Annotated in this window: 17 protein-coding genes; 1 reads left to right on the plus strand and 16 read right to left on the minus strand. The window is 63.8% G+C overall.

What is annotated here, in order from left to right:
- Positions 1-348: 348 nt before the first annotated feature.
- The 12 genes from rfbA to KIH76_RS06810 all read right to left on the minus strand — a co-directional run bounded on the left by rfbA (position 349) and on the right by KIH76_RS06810 (position 13,963).
- Positions 349-1,251, minus strand: a complete 903-nt coding sequence (gene rfbA / locus KIH76_RS06755) for a glucose-1-phosphate thymidylyltransferase RfbA (RefSeq protein ID WP_214373697.1) — start codon at positions 1,249-1,251, stop codon at positions 349-351.
- A 10-nt stretch (positions 1,252-1,261) separates the two neighbouring features.
- The gene (locus KIH76_RS06760) at positions 1,262-2,710 is read right to left on the minus strand and encodes a sugar nucleotide-binding protein (protein ID WP_219069966.1); all 1,449 of its coding nucleotides are present in this window, start codon (positions 2,708-2,710) and stop codon (positions 1,262-1,264) included.
- Between the two features lie 103 nt (positions 2,711-2,813).
- Positions 2,814-3,836: a dTDP-glucose 4,6-dehydratase gene (gene rfbB / locus KIH76_RS06765; RefSeq protein WP_214373699.1), complete on the minus strand. Its 1,023-nt coding sequence runs from the start codon at positions 3,834-3,836 to the stop codon at positions 2,814-2,816.
- A 183-nt stretch (positions 3,837-4,019) separates the two neighbouring features.
- Complete coding sequence (locus KIH76_RS06770) at positions 4,020-4,679, minus strand: hypothetical protein (protein WP_214373700.1); 660 nt, start codon at positions 4,677-4,679, stop codon at positions 4,020-4,022.
- A gap of 144 nt (positions 4,680-4,823) precedes the next feature.
- Positions 4,824-5,735: an HhH-GPD family protein gene (locus tag KIH76_RS06775; RefSeq protein WP_420829261.1), complete on the minus strand. Its 912-nt coding sequence runs from the start codon at positions 5,733-5,735 to the stop codon at positions 4,824-4,826.
- Positions 5,736-5,756: 21 nt separating this feature from the next.
- Positions 5,757-6,407 carry a tRNA (cytidine(34)-2'-O)-methyltransferase gene (locus tag KIH76_RS06780; RefSeq protein WP_214373702.1) on the minus strand — a complete coding sequence of 217 codons (651 nt, stop codon included), beginning with the start codon at positions 6,405-6,407 and terminating at the stop codon, positions 5,757-5,759.
- Between the two features lie 485 nt (positions 6,408-6,892).
- Positions 6,893-8,257, minus strand: a complete 1,365-nt coding sequence (locus KIH76_RS06785) for a PFL family protein (protein WP_219069969.1) — start codon at positions 8,255-8,257, stop codon at positions 6,893-6,895.
- A 32-nt stretch (positions 8,258-8,289) separates the two neighbouring features.
- Positions 8,290-8,562, minus strand: coding sequence for an ACT domain-containing protein (locus KIH76_RS06790; protein WP_214373704.1), 273 nt, complete (start codon positions 8,560-8,562; stop codon positions 8,290-8,292).
- Positions 8,563-8,701: 139 nt separating this feature from the next.
- Positions 8,702-10,180 (minus strand): MFS transporter, encoded by a 1,479-nt coding sequence (locus KIH76_RS06795; protein WP_338023614.1) that lies wholly within the window; start codon positions 10,178-10,180, stop codon positions 8,702-8,704.
- A 431-nt stretch (positions 10,181-10,611) separates the two neighbouring features.
- Positions 10,612-11,862, minus strand: coding sequence for a galactokinase (gene galK / locus KIH76_RS06800; protein ID WP_214373705.1), 1,251 nt, complete (start codon positions 11,860-11,862; stop codon positions 10,612-10,614).
- 41 nt (positions 11,863-11,903) lie between these two features.
- Positions 11,904-13,154, minus strand: a complete 1,251-nt coding sequence (gene galT, locus KIH76_RS06805; protein WP_214373706.1) for a galactose-1-phosphate uridylyltransferase — start codon at positions 13,152-13,154, stop codon at positions 11,904-11,906.
- A gap of 5 nt (positions 13,155-13,159) precedes the next feature.
- Positions 13,160-13,963, minus strand: coding sequence for a DeoR/GlpR family DNA-binding transcription regulator (locus KIH76_RS06810; protein ID WP_214373707.1), 804 nt, complete (start codon positions 13,961-13,963; stop codon positions 13,160-13,162).
- A 157-nt stretch (positions 13,964-14,120) separates the two neighbouring features.
- On the opposite strand from KIH76_RS06810, the gene KIH76_RS06815 reads away from it, so the two are divergent.
- Positions 14,121-15,269: a quinone-dependent dihydroorotate dehydrogenase gene (locus KIH76_RS06815; RefSeq protein WP_214373708.1), complete on the plus strand. Its 1,149-nt coding sequence runs from the start codon at positions 14,121-14,123 to the stop codon at positions 15,267-15,269.
- Between the two features lie 163 nt (positions 15,270-15,432).
- Here the strand turns inward: KIH76_RS06815 and KIH76_RS06820 are convergent, their stop codons facing one another.
- The 4 genes from KIH76_RS06820 to KIH76_RS06835 form a co-directional block, all read right to left on the minus strand.
- Positions 15,433-16,566 carry an NADH:flavin oxidoreductase/NADH oxidase gene (locus KIH76_RS06820; protein WP_236036886.1) on the minus strand — a complete coding sequence of 378 codons (1,134 nt, stop codon included), beginning with the start codon at positions 16,564-16,566 and terminating at the stop codon, positions 15,433-15,435.
- Positions 16,567-16,688: 122 nt separating this feature from the next.
- Positions 16,689-19,049, minus strand: coding sequence for a transglycosylase domain-containing protein (locus tag KIH76_RS06825; RefSeq protein WP_214373710.1), 2,361 nt, complete (start codon positions 19,047-19,049; stop codon positions 16,689-16,691).
- 123 nt (positions 19,050-19,172) lie between these two features.
- Positions 19,173-19,868, minus strand: coding sequence for a Crp/Fnr family transcriptional regulator (locus tag KIH76_RS06830; RefSeq protein ID WP_217625355.1), 696 nt, complete (start codon positions 19,866-19,868; stop codon positions 19,173-19,175).
- A gap of 149 nt (positions 19,869-20,017) precedes the next feature.
- Entirely contained in the window at positions 20,018-21,178 is a 1,161-nt protein-coding gene (locus KIH76_RS06835; protein WP_214373711.1) for a lipoate--protein ligase family protein, read from the minus strand.
- Positions 21,179-21,230: the final 52 nt, after the last annotated feature.

Genomic DNA, 21,230 nt, shown 5'->3' on the forward strand with positions numbered 1-21,230 from the left:
GTTCCTTATCGCTCGCTTGTTCGTTCGATACTCGTTCTGTGTTCCCCGACAAGCGCCGCCCAGGCCGCCATATGCCTGAAACTGCGGGCGCTCCGTCTTTGTCAGCATGCCCGCAATATGACATGCATATACGCAAATTTCAGATGATAGCACAATACATAGAAAAACGCAATATTTTCGGCGGGTGCCGATCAACCATTCCGCATGCAACCAGGGCAGCGGCCCGACGGCTCGGCAGACGGCGATTCCGCATGAAAAAACCGCGTTCCGGGGACCGGACCTGGGCGATATGACCCAGACCGGTGCCCGAAAGCGCGGTTCACGCACAGGCGACGGATGCCCGTCAGATCAGTACTGGTTGGGGATGAGCACCAGCTTGCCCTCGGCCACATCCTTGAGATGCTTGCCGTAGGGGCTCTTGCCGTAACGTTCGGCGGACTCGAGCAGCTCGTCCTTGCTGATCCAACCGTTCTCGAACGCGATCTCCTCGACCACGGCGATCGGCAGTCCCTGCGCGCGCTGCACGGTGCGCACGAACTCGCCCGCCTCATACAGCGAATCCATCGTACCGGTGTCCAGCCACGCGTAGCCGCGACCGAGCGTACGCACGTTGAGCGCGCCGGCCTGAAGGTACAGCTTGTTCAGATCGGTGATCTCCAGCTCGCCACGGGCGGACGGACGCACCTGCTTGGCGAAGTCGACCACACGCTCGTCATAGAAGTACAGGCCGGTCACCGCGTAGTTCGACTTCGGCACGGCCGGCTTCTCCTCGATCGAGACGGCCTTCTTATGCTCGTCGAACTCGACCACGCCGTAGCGTTCCGGATCGTCCACGTAATAGCCGAACACGCTCGCGCCCTCGCCGTTCTCGGCCTTGGCGACCGCCTTGCGCAGCGTGGTTCCCAGACCGTTGCCGTAGAAGATGTTGTCGCCGAGCACAAGCGCGCACGGCTCGCCGCCGATGAACTCCTCGCCCAGCAGGAACGCCTGCGCGAGGCCGTCCGGACTCGGCTGCACCTTGTAGCTGAAGTGCACGCCGTAATGGCTGCCGTCGCCGAGCAGACGCTCGAAGTTCGGCAGATCCTTCGGCGTGGAGATGATCAGGATGTCGCGGATGCCGGCAAGCATGAGCACGCTGAGCGGATAATAGATCATCGGCTTGTCGTACACCGGCAGCAGCTGCTTCGACGTGACGGTGGTCAGCGGGTACAGGCGCGTGCCCGATCCTCCTGCGAGAATGATGCCCTTCATCGTAGGCTCCTTACTTGTCGAGTTCCTTGGCGACGTAGGCGGAGAGCGACTCCTCCCAGTCGGCGGGCGTGTACCCGGCCTGTTCGATCTTCGTCAGATCGAGCGCGGAATGCGTCGGGCGCGGGCTGACCGGACTCTTCGCGTTCGCGAAATACTCGGCCGTGGAGATCGGCTTGACCTTGTCGCCGTTGCCGTTCGTCTGCTCGAACACGGCCGCCGCGATCTCGGCCCAGTTCTTGACGGCGCCGGAACCGGTCAGGTTGTACGTGCCGTACGGCGCGTGCGAGTCGAGCAGGTGGAAGATCGCCTCAGCCATGTCCTTGGTGAACGTGAGGCGGCCAAACTGGTCGTCGACCACGGTCACCTGGTTCAGCTGGTCGGACGGGTCGGCGACGCGGTTCGACAGCATCATCATGGTCTTGACGAAGTTGTGGCCCTCGCCGATCACCCAGCTCGAGCGCAGGATGTAGTGTTCCGGCGCGTTTGCCACGGCGATGTCGCCGGCGGCCTTGGTCTGGCCGTACACGCCGAGCGGCGCGAAGTCCTCGCTCTCCGTGTGCTCTTCGGCGGCGCCGTCGAACACGTAGTCGGAGCTCACGTGCACGAGCGTGATGTGGTGGTCCTTGGCGACGCGTGCCAGCAGCGCCGGCCCCTGAGCGTTCGCCTTCCACGCGATCGGACGGCCCTGAGCCGTCTCGGCCTTGTCCACGGCCGTGTACGCGCCCGCGTTGATGATCGTGCCGTACAGCGACCAGTCGTACTTGTCGTACGCGGCCGGATCGGAGAAGTCGAACTCGTCGATGTCGGTGTATTCGAAGCCTTGCAGATCGTGCGCCTCGGCGTATGCACGGATCGCGTGGCCGAGCTGGCCGTTGCAGCCCGTGACCAGCGTGCGCTTCGGGGCCATCGGCTTGGCGTCCTTGAGCATCGGATGATGCAGGTCGGCCTCACTACGTTCGGATTCGGACAGCGGGATCGGCCACTGGATGTTCAGCTCGGGATCCTCAAGGTTCACGAACGTGTACGTCTTCTTCTGTTCGAGCGACCAGTGCGCGTTCACCAGATACGTGTAGACCGTGCCGTCCTCGAGCGCCTGGAAGCTGTTGCCCACGCCGCGCGGCACGTAGATCGCCTTCGACGGGTCGAGGCGCGTGGTGAACACCTGGCCGAAGCTCTCGCCCGGGCGCAGGTCCACCCACGCGCCGAAGATCTCGCCGGCCGCGATCGAAATGTACTTGTCCCACGGTTCGGCGTGGATGCCGCGGGTCACGCCCTTGGTCGCGTTGAAGCTGATGTTGTTCTGCACCGGGCCGAAATCGGGCAGTCCCAGCGCGGTCATCTTCGCGCGCTGCCAGTTCTCCTTGAACCAGCCGCGGTTGTCGCCGTGCACCGGCAGATCGAACACCAGCAGTCCCGGGATGTTCGTCTTGGTGACCTTCAGTTCCTTTTCAAAATCCATGTTTCCTGTCCTTCTATGGTTGCCGCCGCGCGATGCGCGCACAAGATTTGAGGGAGAGAACGCCCGGACATCTTTCTCCGGTTTTCCCTCCCTCAACGTTAGATCACTGGCCCTGCGCCTTGTACTTGGCCTCGGTCGCGGCCTTGGCCGGCTCCCACCAGGCACGGTTGGCGATGTACCAGGCGATCGTCTGCTCGAGGCCCTTCTGGAAGTCCGTGTGCACCGGCTTCCAGCCGAGTTCGGTCTGCAGCTTGGTCGAGTCGATCGCATAGCGGCGGTCGTGGCCGGGGCGATCCTTCACCCAGTCGAAGTCGTCGGGATCCTTGCCCATGACGGTGAGGATGTCGCGCAGCACGGTCAGGTTGTTGCGTTCGCCGTTCGCGCCGATCAGATACGTCTCGCCCAGACGGCCCTTGGTCAGGATCGTCCACACGGCCGAGCTGTGGTCCTCGGTGTGGATCCAGTCGCGTACGTTCGAGCCGTTGCCGTACAGCTTCGGCTTCAAACCGTCGAGGATGTTCGTGATCTGGCGGGGGATGAACTTCTCGACGTGCTGGTACGGACCGTAGTTGTTCGAGCAGTTCGAGATCGTCATGCGGATGCCGAACGTGCGGTGCCACGCGCGCACCAGCAGGTCGGAGCTGGCCTTCGTGGAGCTGTACGGGGAGGACGGGTGGTACGGGGTCTCCTCGGTGAACTTCGCCGGATCGTCGAGCGCGAGGTCGCCGTAGACCTCGTCGGTGCTCACGTGATGGTAACGCACGTCGTACTTGCGGCAGGCTTCGAGCAGACGGAACGTGCCTTCCACGTTGGTCTTCAAGAACGGCTCGGGGTTGGCGATCGAGTTGTCGTTGTGCGACTCGGCCGCGTAATGCACGATCGCGTCGTGGCCCGGGACGATCTTGTCAAGCAGCTCGGCGTCGCAGATATTGCCATGCACGAAATCGACGCGGTCGCCGAGAATGGACTTGATGTTCTCGAGATTGCCCGCGTAGGTCAGGGCGTCAAGCACCGTGATGTGCACGTCAGGATGGTTGTTGTAGACGTAGTGAACGAAATTCGAACCGATGAAGCCGCAGCCGCCGGTCACGATGATGTTGTGGGGAGTAAACACTTCTTCAGCCATGTGCCCCATCATAGCGGCGTGCGCGTACCGTGGCATCCCGCAAACGGCGCGGCCCGCAACGCATCCGGTCTTCAAACCGCAACAAATGGGGGGGGGGGGGGACACGCCGTCCCGTAGCGTCGTTCCCCATGCTGGAACAAGTGAGATCAGGCCCGATTCCACCTGTTCGGCATAGGGCGCAAGCTACTGCACCAGGATCGTCACCGGATCGCTGACGACTTCGGGCTGATCCTTGAGGCTGAGCCGGGCCGTGTAGGTGCCGGCGTTGACGCGCGGCAACGTGCCGTCGTCCGCGCATGACGTGCCGGTCGAGTTCGCGTTCCAGGTGATCTGCTGCTGGTCCGCGTCGCCCTTGCTCATCAGCAGCATGCGCGGATCGGCGGGGCAGACATCGGACCGCCAGATCGTCTGATTGCCCGACGAGATCGTCAGCACGCGGTTCGCATCGGATCCGTCCACAAGGCAGCCGACCTTGCTGGATCCGGTATAGGTGATCGTCGCGGTGAAGTTCAGCGAACCACCGACCGGCACACTTTGCGCGGCCGGTGTCAGGGTCAGGCTCACCGTGCCCTTCGCGCAATCCTTGATGCCGCTGGATTTCGGCGGATCCGGCACCGCGCCGCGCGAGATCGCGTAGATCTCGTCATGGTTGATCGCGGCGCCGATCGCGCCGATGCCGCGCACGAGGCTGTACCCGCAGAAGCCGATCAGTGCGATCGTAATCATCAATGCCAGCACGGCGACGATGCGACGGCGTCGATAGATCGCCTGCTGTTTCCTGCTGAGCTTACGTTTGCGCGGTGTGCGCTGTCCGATAGGCCGCCCCGACTTCCGCTGTACCATAGTCCCTCAGTCTATACCACGCCTCTAGTGCGATCGGACGGCAATGCATACGCTGTCATCGGCATATCCGGCCATCGCCGCCGCGCGATTCCGCACCGCCGATCATCGTCGGCAGATCATCATCACCCGACCATCATCCGACCGTTACCGTGGCAGCCGCACGCCGCCGTCCGGCAGTATCTCGATCAATCCGTCGTCATCCAGCGACGCGATGCACTTGTCGAGCTGGATATGGTCGTCCCACAACGTTTCGATCCGCGTTCGCGGCAGCACACGTTCGCTGTCCGGCAATCCGCGCAACGCGTCCAGCACCAGTCCGCGCACCTGCCGATCGGTGCCGGCGAACCGTTGCCGCGGCCGCGTGCGCCGCTCCCCCAGACCGGGCCGGTCGGCCGCAAGGAACGCACAATCGCCTCGCACCGGGCAGTCGTCGCACAACGGGTTCTTCGCAGTGCATACGGTTGCGCCGAGTTCCATCACCGACTGGTTCCACGTCACCGACCGGGCGGCGTCCTCTGGCAGCACACGGTTCGCCAGCTCGCGGTCGGCCGGCTTCGCGGAACCACCCAGCGACTCCACGCCAAGGAACACACGCGACAGCACGCGCCGGATGTTCGTGTCGATCACCGCGATGCGCTCGCCGAACGCGAAACTCAGCACCGCCGACGCCGTATAGTCGCCGATGCCGGGCAGGCCCGTCAGCTCGTCGTAGGTACGCGGCAGCTCGTCGGCGTATCGGTCACGCACCGCACGGGCGCACTCCTGAAGCCGCAACGCGCGACGCGGATAGCCGAGCCGCCCCCACGCGGTGATCACCTCCGCGGTCGTCGCGTCCGCGAGCGCCGCCGCATCCGGCCATGCCTGCATCCAGACTTCCCAGTACGGCACGACGCGACTCATCTGCGTCTGCTGGCTCATGACCTCGGAGACGAGCACGCCCCACGGCGTCGCGCGGCCGAACCGCCACGGCAGGTCGCGCGCGTTCACGTCCCACCATGCGGCAAGCTTGCGGCGGACGGATTCGTTACGTTGAAGATCGTTCATACGATGCGGCATCGTTGACCAGTTGCCGACTGTTTATCTACCGCCGGCAAAATTGAGCTGACGCCAGGCCTCGTAGATGGCAATGGATGCACAGTTGGTGAGGTTGAGCGAACGCAGGGACGGACGCATCGGCAGACGGACCTGTTCGGCGACGTGCGGGCCGGCCATGATGTCCATCGGGTCGGGGATGTCGCCCGGTTCGGGGCCGAACAGCAGGATGTCGGTCGGCTTGTATTCGACTTCGGTGTACAGCTTCGTGGCGTGCGCGGTGAACGCGATGATGCGCGAGTTCGGCATGGATTCGACGAGATTGTCGAAGTTCGGGTGCAGCACGACATGCGCCATGTCGTGATAGTCGAGGCCGGCGCGGCGCAGCTTCGTGTCGCGCAGATTGAAGCCGAGCGGCTCCACGAGGTGCAGGATCGTGCCGGTCACCGCGCACAGGCGGATCGCGGAACCGGTGTTGCCGGGGATGCGCGGGCTGTAGTAGCACAGGTGCGGGGTCGCGGTTTCGGCCTTGGCGGCGTCCTCGGCGGACAACATCGCGTCGACCACGGAGATCGGGTTGCCGTGCGCGTCGGTCACGAGCTCGTCCGGCCCGTAGTTCGACTTGCGGTAGCCGTATTCGAACATCTTCTCGACCTTGGCCTCGGGGCTCTGCTGCGCTTCCGACTGTTCCGTCATCGTCCTCACCTCTTATATTCCGTGCACACTGTACGCAATCCGACACCCGAGCATAAAACAGCCCCTGCCCGAAAACACCACTCAATTCGAATGACAATGTGCGGTGTCCGCGTGGGGTTGGGATATGCATTCCCCGACACGCTCCAGGCCGCTCGGCCAAGTCTTACGGTCGGGAAACGCATATCCCAACCCCACGCTCGTCTTATACGCAACGTTACGTAATTTCAACGCATAAGCTACACGGCTAACCAGTGGTGCGGCGGGGTATATGTATCGGGACCGTAAGACTTGGGTGCTGAGCCGTTAAACGGACAGTCCAGTGGACTGTCTGTAGGCGAAGTGAGCAGCTGTGCTGCGATCCCGACGAAGTCGGGTGCCTGGAGCGTGTCACGATACATATACCCCGCCGCACCACGGACACGTACGCTGGAACTGAACTCAGCTGGTACCCAAACTGAGAGCGCAGGGAGGGGCAGCCACGCCGATCAGTTCTTGAAGGAGTGGATCGGGGCGGGGATGCGGCCGCCGCGGGTCACGAATGCCTCGCACGAGGTGGTGTTGACCGGCATGATCGGCGCATAGCCCATGAGGCCGCCGAAGTTGGCCATGTCGCCCACGCCCTTGCCGTACACCGGGATGACGCGCACGGCGGTGGTCTTCTGGTTGACCATGCCGATGGCCGCCTCGTCGGCGATCAGGCCGGAGATCGTGGCCGCGGTCGTGTCGCCGGGGATGGCGATCATGTCGAGGCCGACCGAGCACACGCAGGTCATCGCCTCGAGCTTTTCGAGCGTCAGGCATCCGGAGGCCGCCGCGTCGATCATGTTCTTGTCTTCGGAGACGGGGATGAACGCGCCGGACAGGCCGCCGACATACGAGGACGCCATGATGCCACCCTTCTTCACCTGGTCGTTGAGCATCGCCAGCGCCGCGGTGGTGCCGGGCGCGCCGACCTGTTCGAGGCCGATCTTCTCAAGCACTTCGCCGACCGAATCGCCCACGGCCGGGGTCGGAGCCAAAGACAGATCGATGATGCCGAACGGCACGCCGAGTCGCCGCGACGCCTCCTGCGCGACCAGCTGGCCCACTCGCGTGATCTTGAACGCGGTGCGCTTGATCGTCTCGCACAGGAACTCGAAATCGCGTCCCTTCGCGGCGTCCAGCGCCCGCGAGACGACGCCCGGCCCGGACACGCCCACGTTGATGACCGCGTCGCCTTCGGTCACGCCGTGGAAGCCGCCGGCCATGAACGGATTGTCGTCGGGCACGTTGCAGAACGCAACGAATTTCACGCAGCCGTACGAGTCGTTGTCGCGCGTGTTGTACGCGATGTCCTTGATGACGCGGCCGAGCAGTTCGACGGCGTTCATGTCGATGCCGGTCTTCGTGGAGCCGACGTTGACGGACGAGCAGACGATGTCGGTTTCGGTCAGGGCCTGCGGCAGCGATTCGATGAGCAGCCGCTCGGCCGGGGTCATGGCCTTGCTCACGAGCGCCGAGTAGCCGCCGATGAGGTCGACGCCGACCTCCTTGGCCGCGCGGTCGAGCGCGTGCGCGATCTTCACGAAGTCGACGGAGGTCTTGCACGAGCTGGCGCCGACGAGCGAGATCGGGGTGACGGTGATGCGCTTGTTGACGATCGGGATGCCATAGTCCTGTTCGATGGCCTGGCCGGTGGCGACGAGGTCCTTGGCATAGGTGGTGATCTTACGGTAGATGTTGTCGCAGGTCTCGTCGACGGTGTCGGCCGCGCAGTCGAGCAGCGAGATGCCCATCGTGATGGTGCGCACGTCGAGTTTTTCCTGCTCGATCATCTGGTTGGTCTCGTGGACCTCCATGATATTCAGCATGGTTGCGTTCCTTTCGGTTCGGTCCGGCGAGACTAGATGCGGTGCATCTTGGTGAAGATCTCCTCGCGCTGGCAGCGGATGCGCACGCCGATGTCGTCGCCGAGATCCTCGAGGTTGCCGACCATCGCGCTGAATTCCTTGTCGGAGTTCGCGTAGTCGACGATCATCATCATGTTGAAGAAGCCGTCGATGATGGTCTGGGAGATGTCGAGCACGTTGACGTTGTGCTGGGACAGGTAGGTGCAGACGCGTGCGATGATGCCGACGGTGTCCTTGCCGACGACGGTGATGATGGCCTTGTTCATGGCGCTCCCTGATTGGTGGATGATCGAAAAATCGGTTTCGGGCATACGGAAAGCATACGGAAAACGGGTGCTCCCCAGTATAGGGGAACACCCGTTACGAAACATGGTTCATCTCACTGAACCGTCCGAGGAACCGGCGTCACGCGGCTAGTTTCTCGACCTCGACCTGCACCGGTACGAGCTTCGGTTCCTCGTGATGCTCCTTGAGCAGAAAAGAGCACGCCAGCACGATCACCACGAGCACCATGCCGAACAGGTAGCCGTAGCGCGAGCCGTCCACGAAGCCCTGGGCAGGGTTCATGCCGCCGGCGGCCGTGTAGTTCGCCTGGCCGAGGCCGAGCAGGCAGGTGGCCACGGCCGTGGCGATCGCGCCGCACACCTGCTGCATGGTGTTCATGATCGTGCTGCCGTCGGCCGCCATGCGTCCCGGCAGCGACTTGAGCGCCGCGGACTGCGCGGACTGCTGGATGAACGGGATGCCGACCATGACGATGATGTGCGCAGCGAGGAACAGCGCGACCGGTGTGGAGACACCGATCATGAAGAACAGCGCACCGCCGATGACGGTCAGCGCCGAGCCGACCCAGACGAGACGCTTCGCGCCGTAACGGTCGAACATGCGGCCGGCGGCGAGCGTGCACAGCGCGTTGATCACGCCGCCGGGCAGCATGAGCAGACCGGCGACGGTGGAGCTCAGGCCCATGCCGCGCTGCAGTTCCTGCGGCACGAGGTACATGAACGCGAGCGTGCAGGAGAACGAGCAGCTGATCATGATGGCCGGCGTGCGGAACGCGGCGACGCCCAGCGCGTGCAGGTCGAGCAACGGGTCGGCGATGGTGAGCTGGCGGCGGGCGTAGAACGCGAGCACGATCACGCCGACGACGAGCAGCGCGATGACGGCCGGCGCGAAGCCCATGTCGCTGATGAGGCTTACGCCGGCGACGAGGCAGCCGAAGCCGATCGCCGAGGCGAGGATGGAGATCACGTCGACCTTCGGACGGGTGCGTTCGATCGGCGTGACGAAGAACAGCGCCGTGCATACGATCGCAACGACGGCGACAACGGCGAACAGCGCGAAGATCGCACGCCACGAGAACGCGCCGATGAGCGCGCCGGCGATGGTCGGGCCGATGACCGGCGCGAACATGATGACGAGACCCGCGACGCCGTTCGCCGCGCCGATCTTATGCAGCGGGAACACGCGCATGATCGCCGCGTACATGGTGGGCAGCGCGATGCCGGTGCTGACTCCCTGCATGATGCGGCCGGCCAACAGGATCGGGAACGTGGGGGCGATGGTGCATACGATCGCACCGATCAGGAAACATACCAGCGCGAACAGCACAAGCGTCTTGGCTTTAACCCACTTGAGCATGAAGCCCACGCACGGCAGCACCACGCCGATGGCGAGCATGTAGCCGACGACCATCCACTGCGCGGTGCCGGACGAGATGCCGAAGTCGGCCATCAGATCGGGCAGGGTGATATTCATCGACGTTTCCGACAGCATGCCCAGGAACACGCTGATGTACAGGCCGAGCATGACCTTGTGTGGATGATCGAAATGCTGGGGCGCGTCCGGCACGAACGCGTCGTCGGACAGTTGGTTCTTACGAATGGTTGTCTGGTTGACGGACAACGGAAATCCTCTTCTTCATATCGATGTCGCTGCCGTCGCGCGGCACCCGCCGGGACATGCGATCGCACGCCGTCGTTCCCGTGACGATTGCCGCGGGATCACGGTGTGCGACTTCATTGGCAGGCGCCGACCACCCCTAACGTCCGGGTCACGATCGGCAACAAAAAAATCGCATGCCATACGGCGGACAAAACACCATATGGCATGCGATTATTCAAGACGAGACGTGATCGTAATACGGTTTTCGATTTTTCGTAAGTACGCCCGGGCGTGTCGTGCTACGCTTCGCGGCTCGCGCTCGGCGCTGCGACGTCCTGCAATTACGGACGACCTACGGCCGACTCATCATCACCTCGACTCGCCTATCGGCTCGTCTCGGCCGTGGCTAATCGCAGTCCACCGGACTGCGATTACGCCTCACGCGACGCGCTCGGCGCCGCCACGGCAGCCAGAGCCCTCGGCGCGTGGAAGCCCTGCTTCTCGAACTCGTCGGCGATGGCCTGGGCGACCTCGTGGCTGCGGCCCTTGTCGACGAGCGCGATGATCGAGCCGCCGAAGCCGCCGCCGGTCATGCGCGCACCGTAGGCGCCGTTCTTGCGGGCGACCGCCACGGCCACGTCGAGCTCGGGCACGGTGACCTCGTAATCGGCGGCCAGCGAATCGTGCGAGGCGTTGAACAGGCGGCCCGCGGCCTCGATGTCGCCCTTGGCGAAGGCGTGCACGAAGGAGCGCACGCGCTCGATCTCGGTGACGACGTGGCGCACGCGCTTCTTCATCGTCTCGTCCGGCAGCGCATCGAGCGTCTCCTTGAGCGCCTGGAACGGGTCGTCGGCCTTGGCGATGCCGTCGGCGGTGACGCGCAGGTTGGCGACGCCGAGGATCTTCGCGGCCTGTTCGCAGGTGGCGCGGCGCTGGGCGTACTGGCCGTCGTTGAGCTGATGCGGGGCCTGCGTGTCGACCACGAGCAGTTCGAGGCCGTACTTGTCGAGGTCAAACTCCTGCTGGGAGACGTTCTCGAGCGGGGTGAGTTCCGGACGGCAGTCGAGCAGCAGCGCGTGGCCGGCGGTGCAGCGCATGGACGCGTTCTGGTCGAGGCCGCCGGTGGACGCGCCGGCCATCTCGTTCTCGGACTTGATCGCGGCGTTGATCAGCGTCACGCGGCCAGCGTCAGAGGAACCGTAGCCGAGCCCGTACACGTCGTCCAAGGCGAGCGCGGTCGAGCAGGTCATCGCGGCGGACGAGCTCAGGCCCGAACCGAGCGGCACGCAGGAGACGAACGCGGCGTCGAAGCCCTGCACCTTGTCGAAACCGGCCTCGCGCAGCGCCCACGCCACGCCGGTCGGGTAGGCGGCCCAGCCGTCCACGCCGCGCGCCTGCAGTTCGTACAGGTCGGCTTCGGCTACCTTGTCGGGAGCCACGTCGGACACGAGACGCACCTTGGTGTCGTCGCGCGGCGACAGCGCAATGAACGTGCGGTGCGGCAGCGCGATCGGCAGGCACAGGCCCGCGTTGTAGTCGGTGTGCTCGCCGATCAGGTTGACGCGGCCCGGAGCGGCCCAGACGCCTTCCGGCTTGACACCGTAGGTCTTGGTGAACAGTGCGGTGGCCTGCTCGACGCCGGCCTCGTGGGAAATCGGTTCGATGAATTCAACAGCGGTCATTGGTGTTTCTTTCTGTATTGGCGATCCGTATATGCGATCGATCAGTCGGCGATGTCCACGTCGCCCAGCTCATGGAAGCGCTTGGCGATGAGTTCCGGCGTGGTGTCGGAGATCCAGGCGGCCATGCCGGATTCGGAGCCGGCGAGGTACTTGATCTTGTTGGCGGCGCGGCGGAACGAGAAGAACTGCAGGTTCAGGCGGTAGTTCTCGCGGCGCGGGTCGTGGATCGGGGCCTGGTGCCATGCGGCGATGTACGGCAGGTCCATGCCCTTGCCGTCGCCCTTGTCGAAGAACGCGTTGCCGCGCTTCAGGAGGTGCGAGTACATCGAGGCGAGATCCCAGCGCTCCTGGTCGTTGAGCTGGTCGATGGTGAGCACGTCGCGCACCGGGGCGACGTGCACCTCGAGAGGCCAACGGGCCGCGGCCGGCACGTACGCGACCCAGCTGTGGTTGCGCATGATGATGCGTTCGCCCGCTTCGATCTCGGCGTTCATGATGTCCTTGAGCAGGTTGCCGCCGGTCTTCTCGTGATACGCCTCGGTGTGCTTGAGCTCCTGCTCCAGCTTCGGCGCGATGAACGGGTAGCAGTAGACCTGGCCGTGCGGGTGGGCGAGCGAGACGCCGATCTCCTGGCCGTGGTTCTCGAACGGGAAGATCTGCTCGATGCCGTCCATCTTGGAGATCTCGGCGGTGCGGAACGCCCACGCCTCGACGACGGTGCGCAGGCGGGACACCGGCAGGTCGGCCGGCAGACCGTGCTCGTTCGGGTCGAAGCAGATGACCTCGCAGCGGCCGACGGCCATCTTCTTCTCCCACAGGGGGTTGCCGTCGACATAGGTCACGTCTTCGGAGCGGCCGGGCACGCGCACCATCGACGGGAAGCGGTTCTCGAACACGACGACGTTGTAGTCGGTGTCCGGCACCTCGCCGTCCTGGTACGGGTCGCCGGGCTTGCGGGCGGCCAGCGGATTGCCCTTGGCGGTGGCTCCCGGGCCGGCGGTGATCGGGCGGTTCATGCGTGCGGTCGCCATCGGGATCCAGTCGCCGGTCAGCGGGTCGCGGCGCATTTCGGGGGCCGCGTACGGCACTTCCTCGCCGGCGGCGTTCAGCTGGTTGGCGAAACGGTAGGCCAGATGACGCGGATCGTGCAGTTCGCGCATCTTCTTGCCGGACACGTACTCCGGATCGTCGTCGAGGTAGAAGAAGTCACGGCCGTCGGCCAGCGTGGTCGGCGTGATGCGGATGTGCTCCTTCGCGTATGCACCCGGTTCGTAGTTGGCAAAATCTGCCATGGGAATCACTCACTTTCCTCCGTTTGCTCGCTCTGGTGGGCCAGCACGAGCTCCTTTACCAATTCCTTGGTCTTGCTCGCCGAGTCCGGGTCGAGCCCGTCGTCGGTGATCACCGTATCCACCTGATCGAAGCGCGCGAACAACGACAGCGAGGTGCAGCTCCACTTGGTGTGATCGGTAAGAATGATGGTGCGATCGGCGATGTCCATCATCGCCATATCGGTGGCGGCTTCCAGCGAGTTGGGCATGAGGAAGCCACGCGGCAACGACACGGAGTGCGTGCCGAGGAACACGGTGTTGACGCGCAGCGACGCGACGACCTTGTCAGCGATCGGCCCGACGAGCGAGTTGGACCTGGTGATAACGCCACCGGTGACGATCACTTCGACGTCCTTCGATTCAAGGGCCTGTACGAGTTCGGCCACCGGAATCGAGTTGGTGAGGATCGTAATGCCGCTGGACTGCTGCGATTCGAGCAGATGCTGGGCGAAGACGTACGCCGTGGTGCCGCCGCCGATGGCGATCACGTCGCCGGGGGCCACGTATTTGACGGCCTCCTGCGCGATGGCGTCCTTCAGGCCGATGTCCATCTGCGACTTTACGGAGAACAGCGGCTCGCTCAACAACGTGCTGGTGGTCACGGCGCCGCCGTGGACGCGCTTCAACAATCCCTTGTCGGACAGTTCGGCGATGTCGCGGCGGATGGTCATGGCGGAAACGCCGAGTTCCTTGCTCAGCGCGGTGATGCGCACCGCACCGCGGGTGCGCAGCCTGCTCAGTATCAGATGTTGACGTTGTGAGGAAATCATTCGAACATTATCGCACACATAAGCTCACAAACCAAACCGAAATGAGCGTTTCGCACCACAACACGCCGACAATCACACAAATCGTTCATTCAAAACGCACAAAACAGCACGCCATCCATGATTCCTCTTCTCCCCCGCCGGTGCCACAATGGAACGCATGACCTATGTATCTGAAAGCTTCTGGCACGACGCCGTGAACAAAGCGACCACCGATCTATTCACCTTCGGCTACAAGCACGTCATCAAGCCGTACTTCGTGTTCAACCACACGCCCGACGTGGCGCACGACCAGATGATCGAGTTCTGCCGCATCACCAAGAACATCCCGCCGCTCATGTGGTTGCTCAACGAGATGCTCGACTACACCGACCCGATCCTCGAAACGAATGTGATGGGCATCGACTTCGCTAATCCGTTCGGCCTGTCCGCCGGCCTCGACAAGAACTGCGACATGCCGGTGCTCATGGACAACGTCGGTTTCGGATTCGAGACGGTCGGTTCGACCACCGCGCGGTATTGCCCGGGCAATCCGAAGCCGTGGTTCCACCGTCTGCCCGAGTACGATTCGATGATGGTGCACGTGGGACTTGCGAACGACGGTTCCGACAAGGTGATCGAGCGCGCGGAGAAGGCATGGACGAAGGCGAAGGACATGCAGATCTCCGTGTCGATCGCGCGCACGAACGACGACAAATGCGGCGATCTGGACGAGGGCATCGAAGACTACTGCATCTCGATGCGCCGCGCGGCCGGACGCACCACGATGGTCGAAGTGAACGTGTCCTGCCCGAACACGCACGCCGGCGAACCGTTCACCCAGACCCCTCAGGCGCTCGACCGCCTGTTCACCGCGCTTGACAAGATCGACCGCCCGCAGCCGACGCTCGTCAAGATGCCGCTCAACAAGAGCTGGGAGGAGTTCCGCGCCCTGCTCGACGTGCTGGCCGAGCATAACGTGCAGGGCGTGAGCCTTGCGAACCTGCAGAAGGATCGTACCGGCATGGAGATTCCGCGCGACTGGGAAGGAGGACTCTCCGGCGGCCCGACGTACCGCGCAAGCAATGCACTGGTGCGTCAGGTGTACCGCGAGTACGGCGACCGGTTCGCGATCGCCGGCATCGGTGGTGTGTTCACGCCCGAGCAGGCGTACGAGAAGATCCGCTGCGGCGCGAGTCTGGTGATGTTCATCTCCGCGCTCATGTACCGCGGCCCACAGCAGATCACCGTGTTGAAGCGCGGTCTGGCCGAGCTGCTGCGTCGCGATGGCTACGGCAGCGTCGCCGAAGCCATCGGCGCGGACGCGTGAGCCGATAGTCCGGTCTCATCGCCTCGGTCGTCGCGCTTATATGTCATTTCGACCGAGGTACAGCCGAGTCGAGAAATCTTTCATCTGGCAATACATCAGAAAGATTTCTCGACTCGGCTATTGCCTCGCTCGAAATGACATCATCATGTTCATGGATCGTTGCTCAGTACGCGCCGCGCACGTACTGCGGCTGATACGGCGCGTCCGCGACCGGCACGCCAAGCTTGGCGGCCGCACGCAACGGCCAGTACGGGTCGCGCAACGCCGCACGCCCGATCTCGACCGCATCCGCCTCGCCGCGCCCCACGATCTTCGCGGCCTGCTTCGGCTTGGTGATCAGCCCCACCGCCGTCACCGGCACGCCGGCGCGTTCGCGCACCTGCGTGGAGAACGGCACCTGATAGTTCGGCTTGACCGGAATCGTCACGTTCGGCACGATGCCGCCCGTCGACACGTCCGCCAGATCGACGCCGTGCTCCTTGAGTACCTTCGCGACCTCCACGGTCTGATCGAGATCCCAGCCGCCCGCGGCCCAATCGGTCGCGGAGATGCGTACGAGCAGCGGCATGTCGTCGGGGATCGTCGAACGGATCGCATCGGCCACCTCGACCAGCAGCCGCATGCGACCGGACAGATCGCCGCCGTACTCGTCCGTGCGCTCGTTGCTTAAAGGATCAAGGAACTGCGAGATCAGATAGCCATGCGCGGCATGGATCTCGATCGCCTGGAACCCGGCCGAGACCGCACGGGCCGCCGCGTCGCGGAACTGCGCGACGATGCCGTGGATCTCGTCCACGCTCAGCTCACGCGGCATCGCATAATGGCCGTAGGGAATCGGGCTGGGGGCCACGGTCTGCCAGCCGCCGTCCTCGAACGGGACGCTGTCGCCGGAGAATCCCACACCGAAGCAGCCGGTGGATCCCTTGCGTCCGGCGTGGTTGAGCTGCACGGCCATCACCGCGCCGGTCGCCTTCACGCCGTCGACGATCCAGCGCCACGCCTCGACCTGATCGTCGTTCCACAGGCCCACGTCGCACGGCGAGATGCGTCCTTCCGGCGCCACGGCCGTAGCCTCGGCGATGATCATGCCGAAGCCGCCCATGCCGCGCGACACATAATGCTGGTAATGGAACGTGGTTGGCTTGCCGTCGCGGGCCACGGCCGAGTACGTGTCCATCGGCGGCATCCAGATGCGGTTACGCACGGTCAGACCACGCAACGGCATCGGGGAAAACAGATCCGCGCCCTTCTTGTTCTTCTTCGTCTTCTTGGCGGACTTGCCGTCTTCATCGCTCATGTCGGTTCCTTTCCGAGCCACCCCTTTTGACGCCATTGTACGACGAACGCCCGTCGCTGGGACGGGCGTTCATGCATACTACGAGACCGGCAGCGGGCTACGTAGCCGGCCTGCCGAGACGGTCACTGGCCGCCGTTCGTGGTTCCGCCGTTGTTCTCGTTCGAGGCGTTGCCGTTATTGGTGGTGCCTTGCGTGTTCGAATTGGTCGAATTCGAATTGGTCGAGTTGTTCGTGCTCGTCCCGCTCGAACTGTTCGACCGCGTCGAGTTCGACAGGGTCGATCCCTGGATCGTGGTCACCCCGCCGCTCGAGGTCGTGTACTTGCTCGCGGCGTTGCCGTAGTCCTTACCGACGTCGACGCTCATGCCCTTCTTGTCGGCGTACGCGTCCATGAACGCCTTCCACGCCGGGGCTGCAATCGTGCCGCCGTCCCAGTAGCTGCGGTAGGTGCCGTTGATGGACACGTTCGCCACCTGGTTCTGGTAGGGGGCCTGCACGTCGCCCATGAGCACGAACGTGGCGATCTCGTTCGGGATGAAGCCGCCCGTGGCCATGTAGGTCGTTTCGTTCGTACCGGTCTTGGCGAACGTCTTGCGTCCGCTCGACAGTTTAGCGAACACGCCGGCGCCGTCGGAGCGGACCGTGCCCTGGTTCATCGCATAGGCGACGGTCTGCGCAATGTCCTTGTCGATGGCCTGATGACAGTTGGCCTTCGGCACGGCGATCTCCTCGCCGTTCTTGCGCGTGACCTTGGTCATGGCGATCGGCGTGCATTCGACGCCATCCGCGGCCAACGTCGCGTACATGTTCGCCATCGTCAACGGGGAGACGTTGACGGTACCGATCATCATGGACGGCACATAGATCTTGGTGGTCTTGTCGATCGTCTCCAGCGTGGACGCGTCATGGTAGCCGACCGCGGTGTACGCGTCGGCCACACGGCACAGGCCAAGCACGGCGCCCATCGACGCCTGCGTGGTGTTGTGCGATCGCACCAGACCGTTGAGCGGGCTTTCCGGGTTCACGTTGCCGCCGTCCGCGTTCGTGACCTCCCAGGCCGAACCGATGCCCGAATACTGCTGCGAGCTGCCGTTGTAGTTGTCGCACATGAACTCGCTGACCGGGTAGACCGTGCTCGTCTGCAGGTTCTCGTTGATCGAGCGCCCGGCCTGCAGCCAAGCGACCATGTTGAACGGCTTGATCGACGAACCGACCGGGAAGCCGGCGCCGCCGCCGTCGACCTGATCGACCATATAGTTCATGGATGTCTTCGTCTGGTCGTCGCTCGTATCGCCCACGGCGTAGTAGCGGTTGATGCCGAAACCGAGCACCTCTCCAGTACCGGGCTTGACCGACGCCATCATGATCTCGAATCCGGTCGGATCGGTCGGCGGAATCGTGGCGCGGGCGGTGTCCATGAGCAGCTTGCTCGCGTCCACGTCCAAGGTCGTCACGATCGTCAGACCGCCTTCCTTGAGCAGCGCCTCACGGTCGGCCTGCGTTTTGCCGAACTCCTCGGAGTTGAGGATGCGGTGGGTCACGTAGTCGCAGAAAAACGCGTAGTCTCCGGCGTTCACGCAGCCGGAGGTCATCGGATGGATGCTGAGCGTGTCCGCGATCGGCGTGTTCTTCGCCGTCTCGTACTCGCTCTTGTCCTTGATGAATCCCTGCTCCCACATCAGGTCGAGCACGATGTTGCGCTGTTTCTGCGCCTCCTTCTGGTTCTGCTCGATCGACGGGTCGTAGTTCTCCGGGTTCTTCGTGATGGCCGCGATCGTGGCCGACTGCACGAGGTTCAGATCCTTGGCGGAGACGCCGAAGTAATACTGAGCCGCGGTCTCGACGCCGTAGAGTCGGTTCGAACCGAACTGCGCGATGTTGAGGTAGCCCTGCAGGATCTCGAGCTTGGAGTATTTCTTCTCCATCTGCACGGCGATGAGCATCTCGCGGATCTTGCGCGCGTACGTGTCCTCGGAGGCGTGGTACTGGGAGATCGGGTCGTTGTTGCTTTCGGCCGTGGTGATAAGCACGTTCTTGACGTACTGCTGGGTCAGCGACGAGCCGCCCTGGTTAGTGTCCTTGAGATAGTTCGTGACGAACGCGCGCAGCACACCCTGCACGTCGACGCCGGAATGCTCGAAGAATCGACGGTCCTCACGCGCGACGACGGCCTGACGCATGTAGAGCGAGACATCCTTGATCGGCACGACGATGCGGTTGTCCTCATAGAACTGGGCGATCTGCGTGGTGCCGTCCTTCGCGTACATCGTGGACTTCTGCGGCAGGCTGGTCACGTCGAAGTCGATGCCCTCCACCTGCAGCGACGGCACGATGGCCTGCACCATGCGGTTGGCCGCGAACACGCCGGGAATGAGCAGCACACTGCCGGCGACGCCACCCGCCACGCACAGCGACAGATAGGCCAACACCAGTGCAAGCACACGCGAGATTGTCAGAGGATTCTTCTTGGGCATGCTGCTCATTCTAAAGGGGCGGGTATACCGGCCCCGGCCCCGCCCACCGGCGTGCCGGGCGATCGTCACAAAACCCGCAACATCATGAGAGTTGCTGAATATTCGCTGGATCCGCGCGCTTCCCGACGGCCGTCAGCGCCGCGAACGCCGGATCAACATGCCGGGCTGGTAGATGATCACCGACCGTCCGCGCCGCGCGATCCAGCCGCGGTTCGAGAAATCGGTGAGCGCTTTGTTCACGGTCTCGCGCGAGGAGCCGACCAGCTGGGCCATCTCCTCCTGCGTCAGGTCATGCGGCACGAGCAGCCCTTCCTCGACCGGCTCCCCGAAACGGCTGCCGAGGTTAACGAGCGTCTTGGCGATCCGGGCCGGCACGTCCATGAATACGAGGTCGCTGATGCGTTCGTTGTTCTCGCGCATGCGCCTTGCCAGCACCTGCAGCATGTTCACGGCGACGCGCGGGTATTTGCCGAGCCAGTCGAACAACGCGTCATGTTCCAGCCACACCACGCGGGTGCCGCTCGTCATCGCCACCGCCGAGGCCGTGCGCGGACCGCCGTCCGGGTCGAACACCGGGATCTCGCCGAGGATCTCGCCGCGTGCGTGGATCGACAGCAGCTGCACGCGGTCGTCCGACGATGTGCGGATCAGCTTGACCTTGCCCGATTCCAATATGTACATGCGATGATCGGTGTCGCCTTCGTGGAAGATGCATTCGCCTTTGTCGTACCGGGCCTCCATCAGGTACGGCAGCAGTTCCTCGGCCTGTTCGGACGATACTTGGGAGAACAGGGCGGTGTGCAGCAGGGTGTTGCCCTGATCAGGCATCTCGTTGGGGCTTTTCACGCTTATCGCACCATCCTTTGCTTACCTCGCCGTACCACTGTCATTCGCGCATACCACCGCATCGCGGTCGGCGCCGACCGGTCGCGACTGTTCATATTGTAATCGGTCGCCCCCGGTTCGTCTCCCCGCGTTCACGAACAATATGTCGTACGCAGGTACGCGATCATGCGGCGAACGATCTCGTCGCGCGGCATTCCGGTCTGCGAGCGCAGCGGATCGACGCGTTTGCGGGCCGATCTGACGGCCTTGTCGGAGAGTTTTTCGGCGGACGTGTTGAGGATGCGGCCCATGTGGTCCGCGTCGATGTCGTAGGCGAGCGTGACGTGGTGCAGAAGAGAGCCGGGACCTGCCGCATGGCCGTCCGCGGCCGGTTTGGCGGGAAACCTGCGTTGGGCCGCGCCGCCGATCTTGCCTGCCGGAGCGCCGGTTGCCGGATCGGTTGCGGCGATGTCGTTGACGCCGGAAAACGTGGCACGCACTCCGATGGCGTGCAGCGATTCGATCAGCCAGTGATCGCACAGTCGATATGATTCCTCGATACCGATGCCGGCGACGAACGACAGTGGTACGTACAGCGAGTAGGTGATCGTGTTGCCGGGTTCGATGAACATCGCGCCGCCGCCGGTGCAGCGTCGTACGACGGCGAATCCGTCGCGTGCGGCGACGTCCTCATGTACCTCGTCCGGAATGGACTGGTAGCGGCCGACGACCACGGCCGGCGAGGCCCATTCCCAGAATCGGATGGTCGCGGGGCGCTCTCCGGATGCGACCTCGCGCGCCCATTGTTCGTCGATGGTCATCTGTTCGGCCGGCCCACGCGGTATGTCGTGGATCACCACCGGTCGCAGTGCAGCCCAGCGCCGCTCGATCTCCGGAGCGAGCGTCTCCCCTCTTATATTGTCGTGTCGAGCGATCGCTTCCCCATTACTGTCAGGCCGAGCGAGACGCAGCCGAGTCGAGCAATCTTCCACACCCATCGCCGAGCTACCGCCCGTCGCCCGCATAAATGCCGTGTCGATCGCCGCCGCATCGGTGCCGACCAACCGCACGCCCGTCGCCGTTTCGTACCGTTCGATCACCGATTCCACTGCTTCGCCGTTCATCAGCGCGCGTTCGATCGCGTCGATCAGCTCCCGCGCCGCCGCATCGTCGCCATCGACGAAAAAATCGCCATCCAACCGGCAGCCGACCACATTCCGTCCGGCAGCATCCCCGACCCTGCCGTCGACCGTCACGCGTACGGCGACCAGTTTGCCGCCCGGCGTCTTGCATTCGCCTCGCAATATTCCCATGCGGCAATAATAAAGCCCCGCCGTTGCCGGCAGGGCTTTACATGCGTATTCA

This window comes from Bifidobacterium simiiventris, from assembly GCF_019331715.1.
In the GTDB taxonomy this organism is placed as follows: Bacteria; Actinomycetota; Actinomycetes; order Actinomycetales; family Bifidobacteriaceae; genus Bifidobacterium; species Bifidobacterium simiiventris.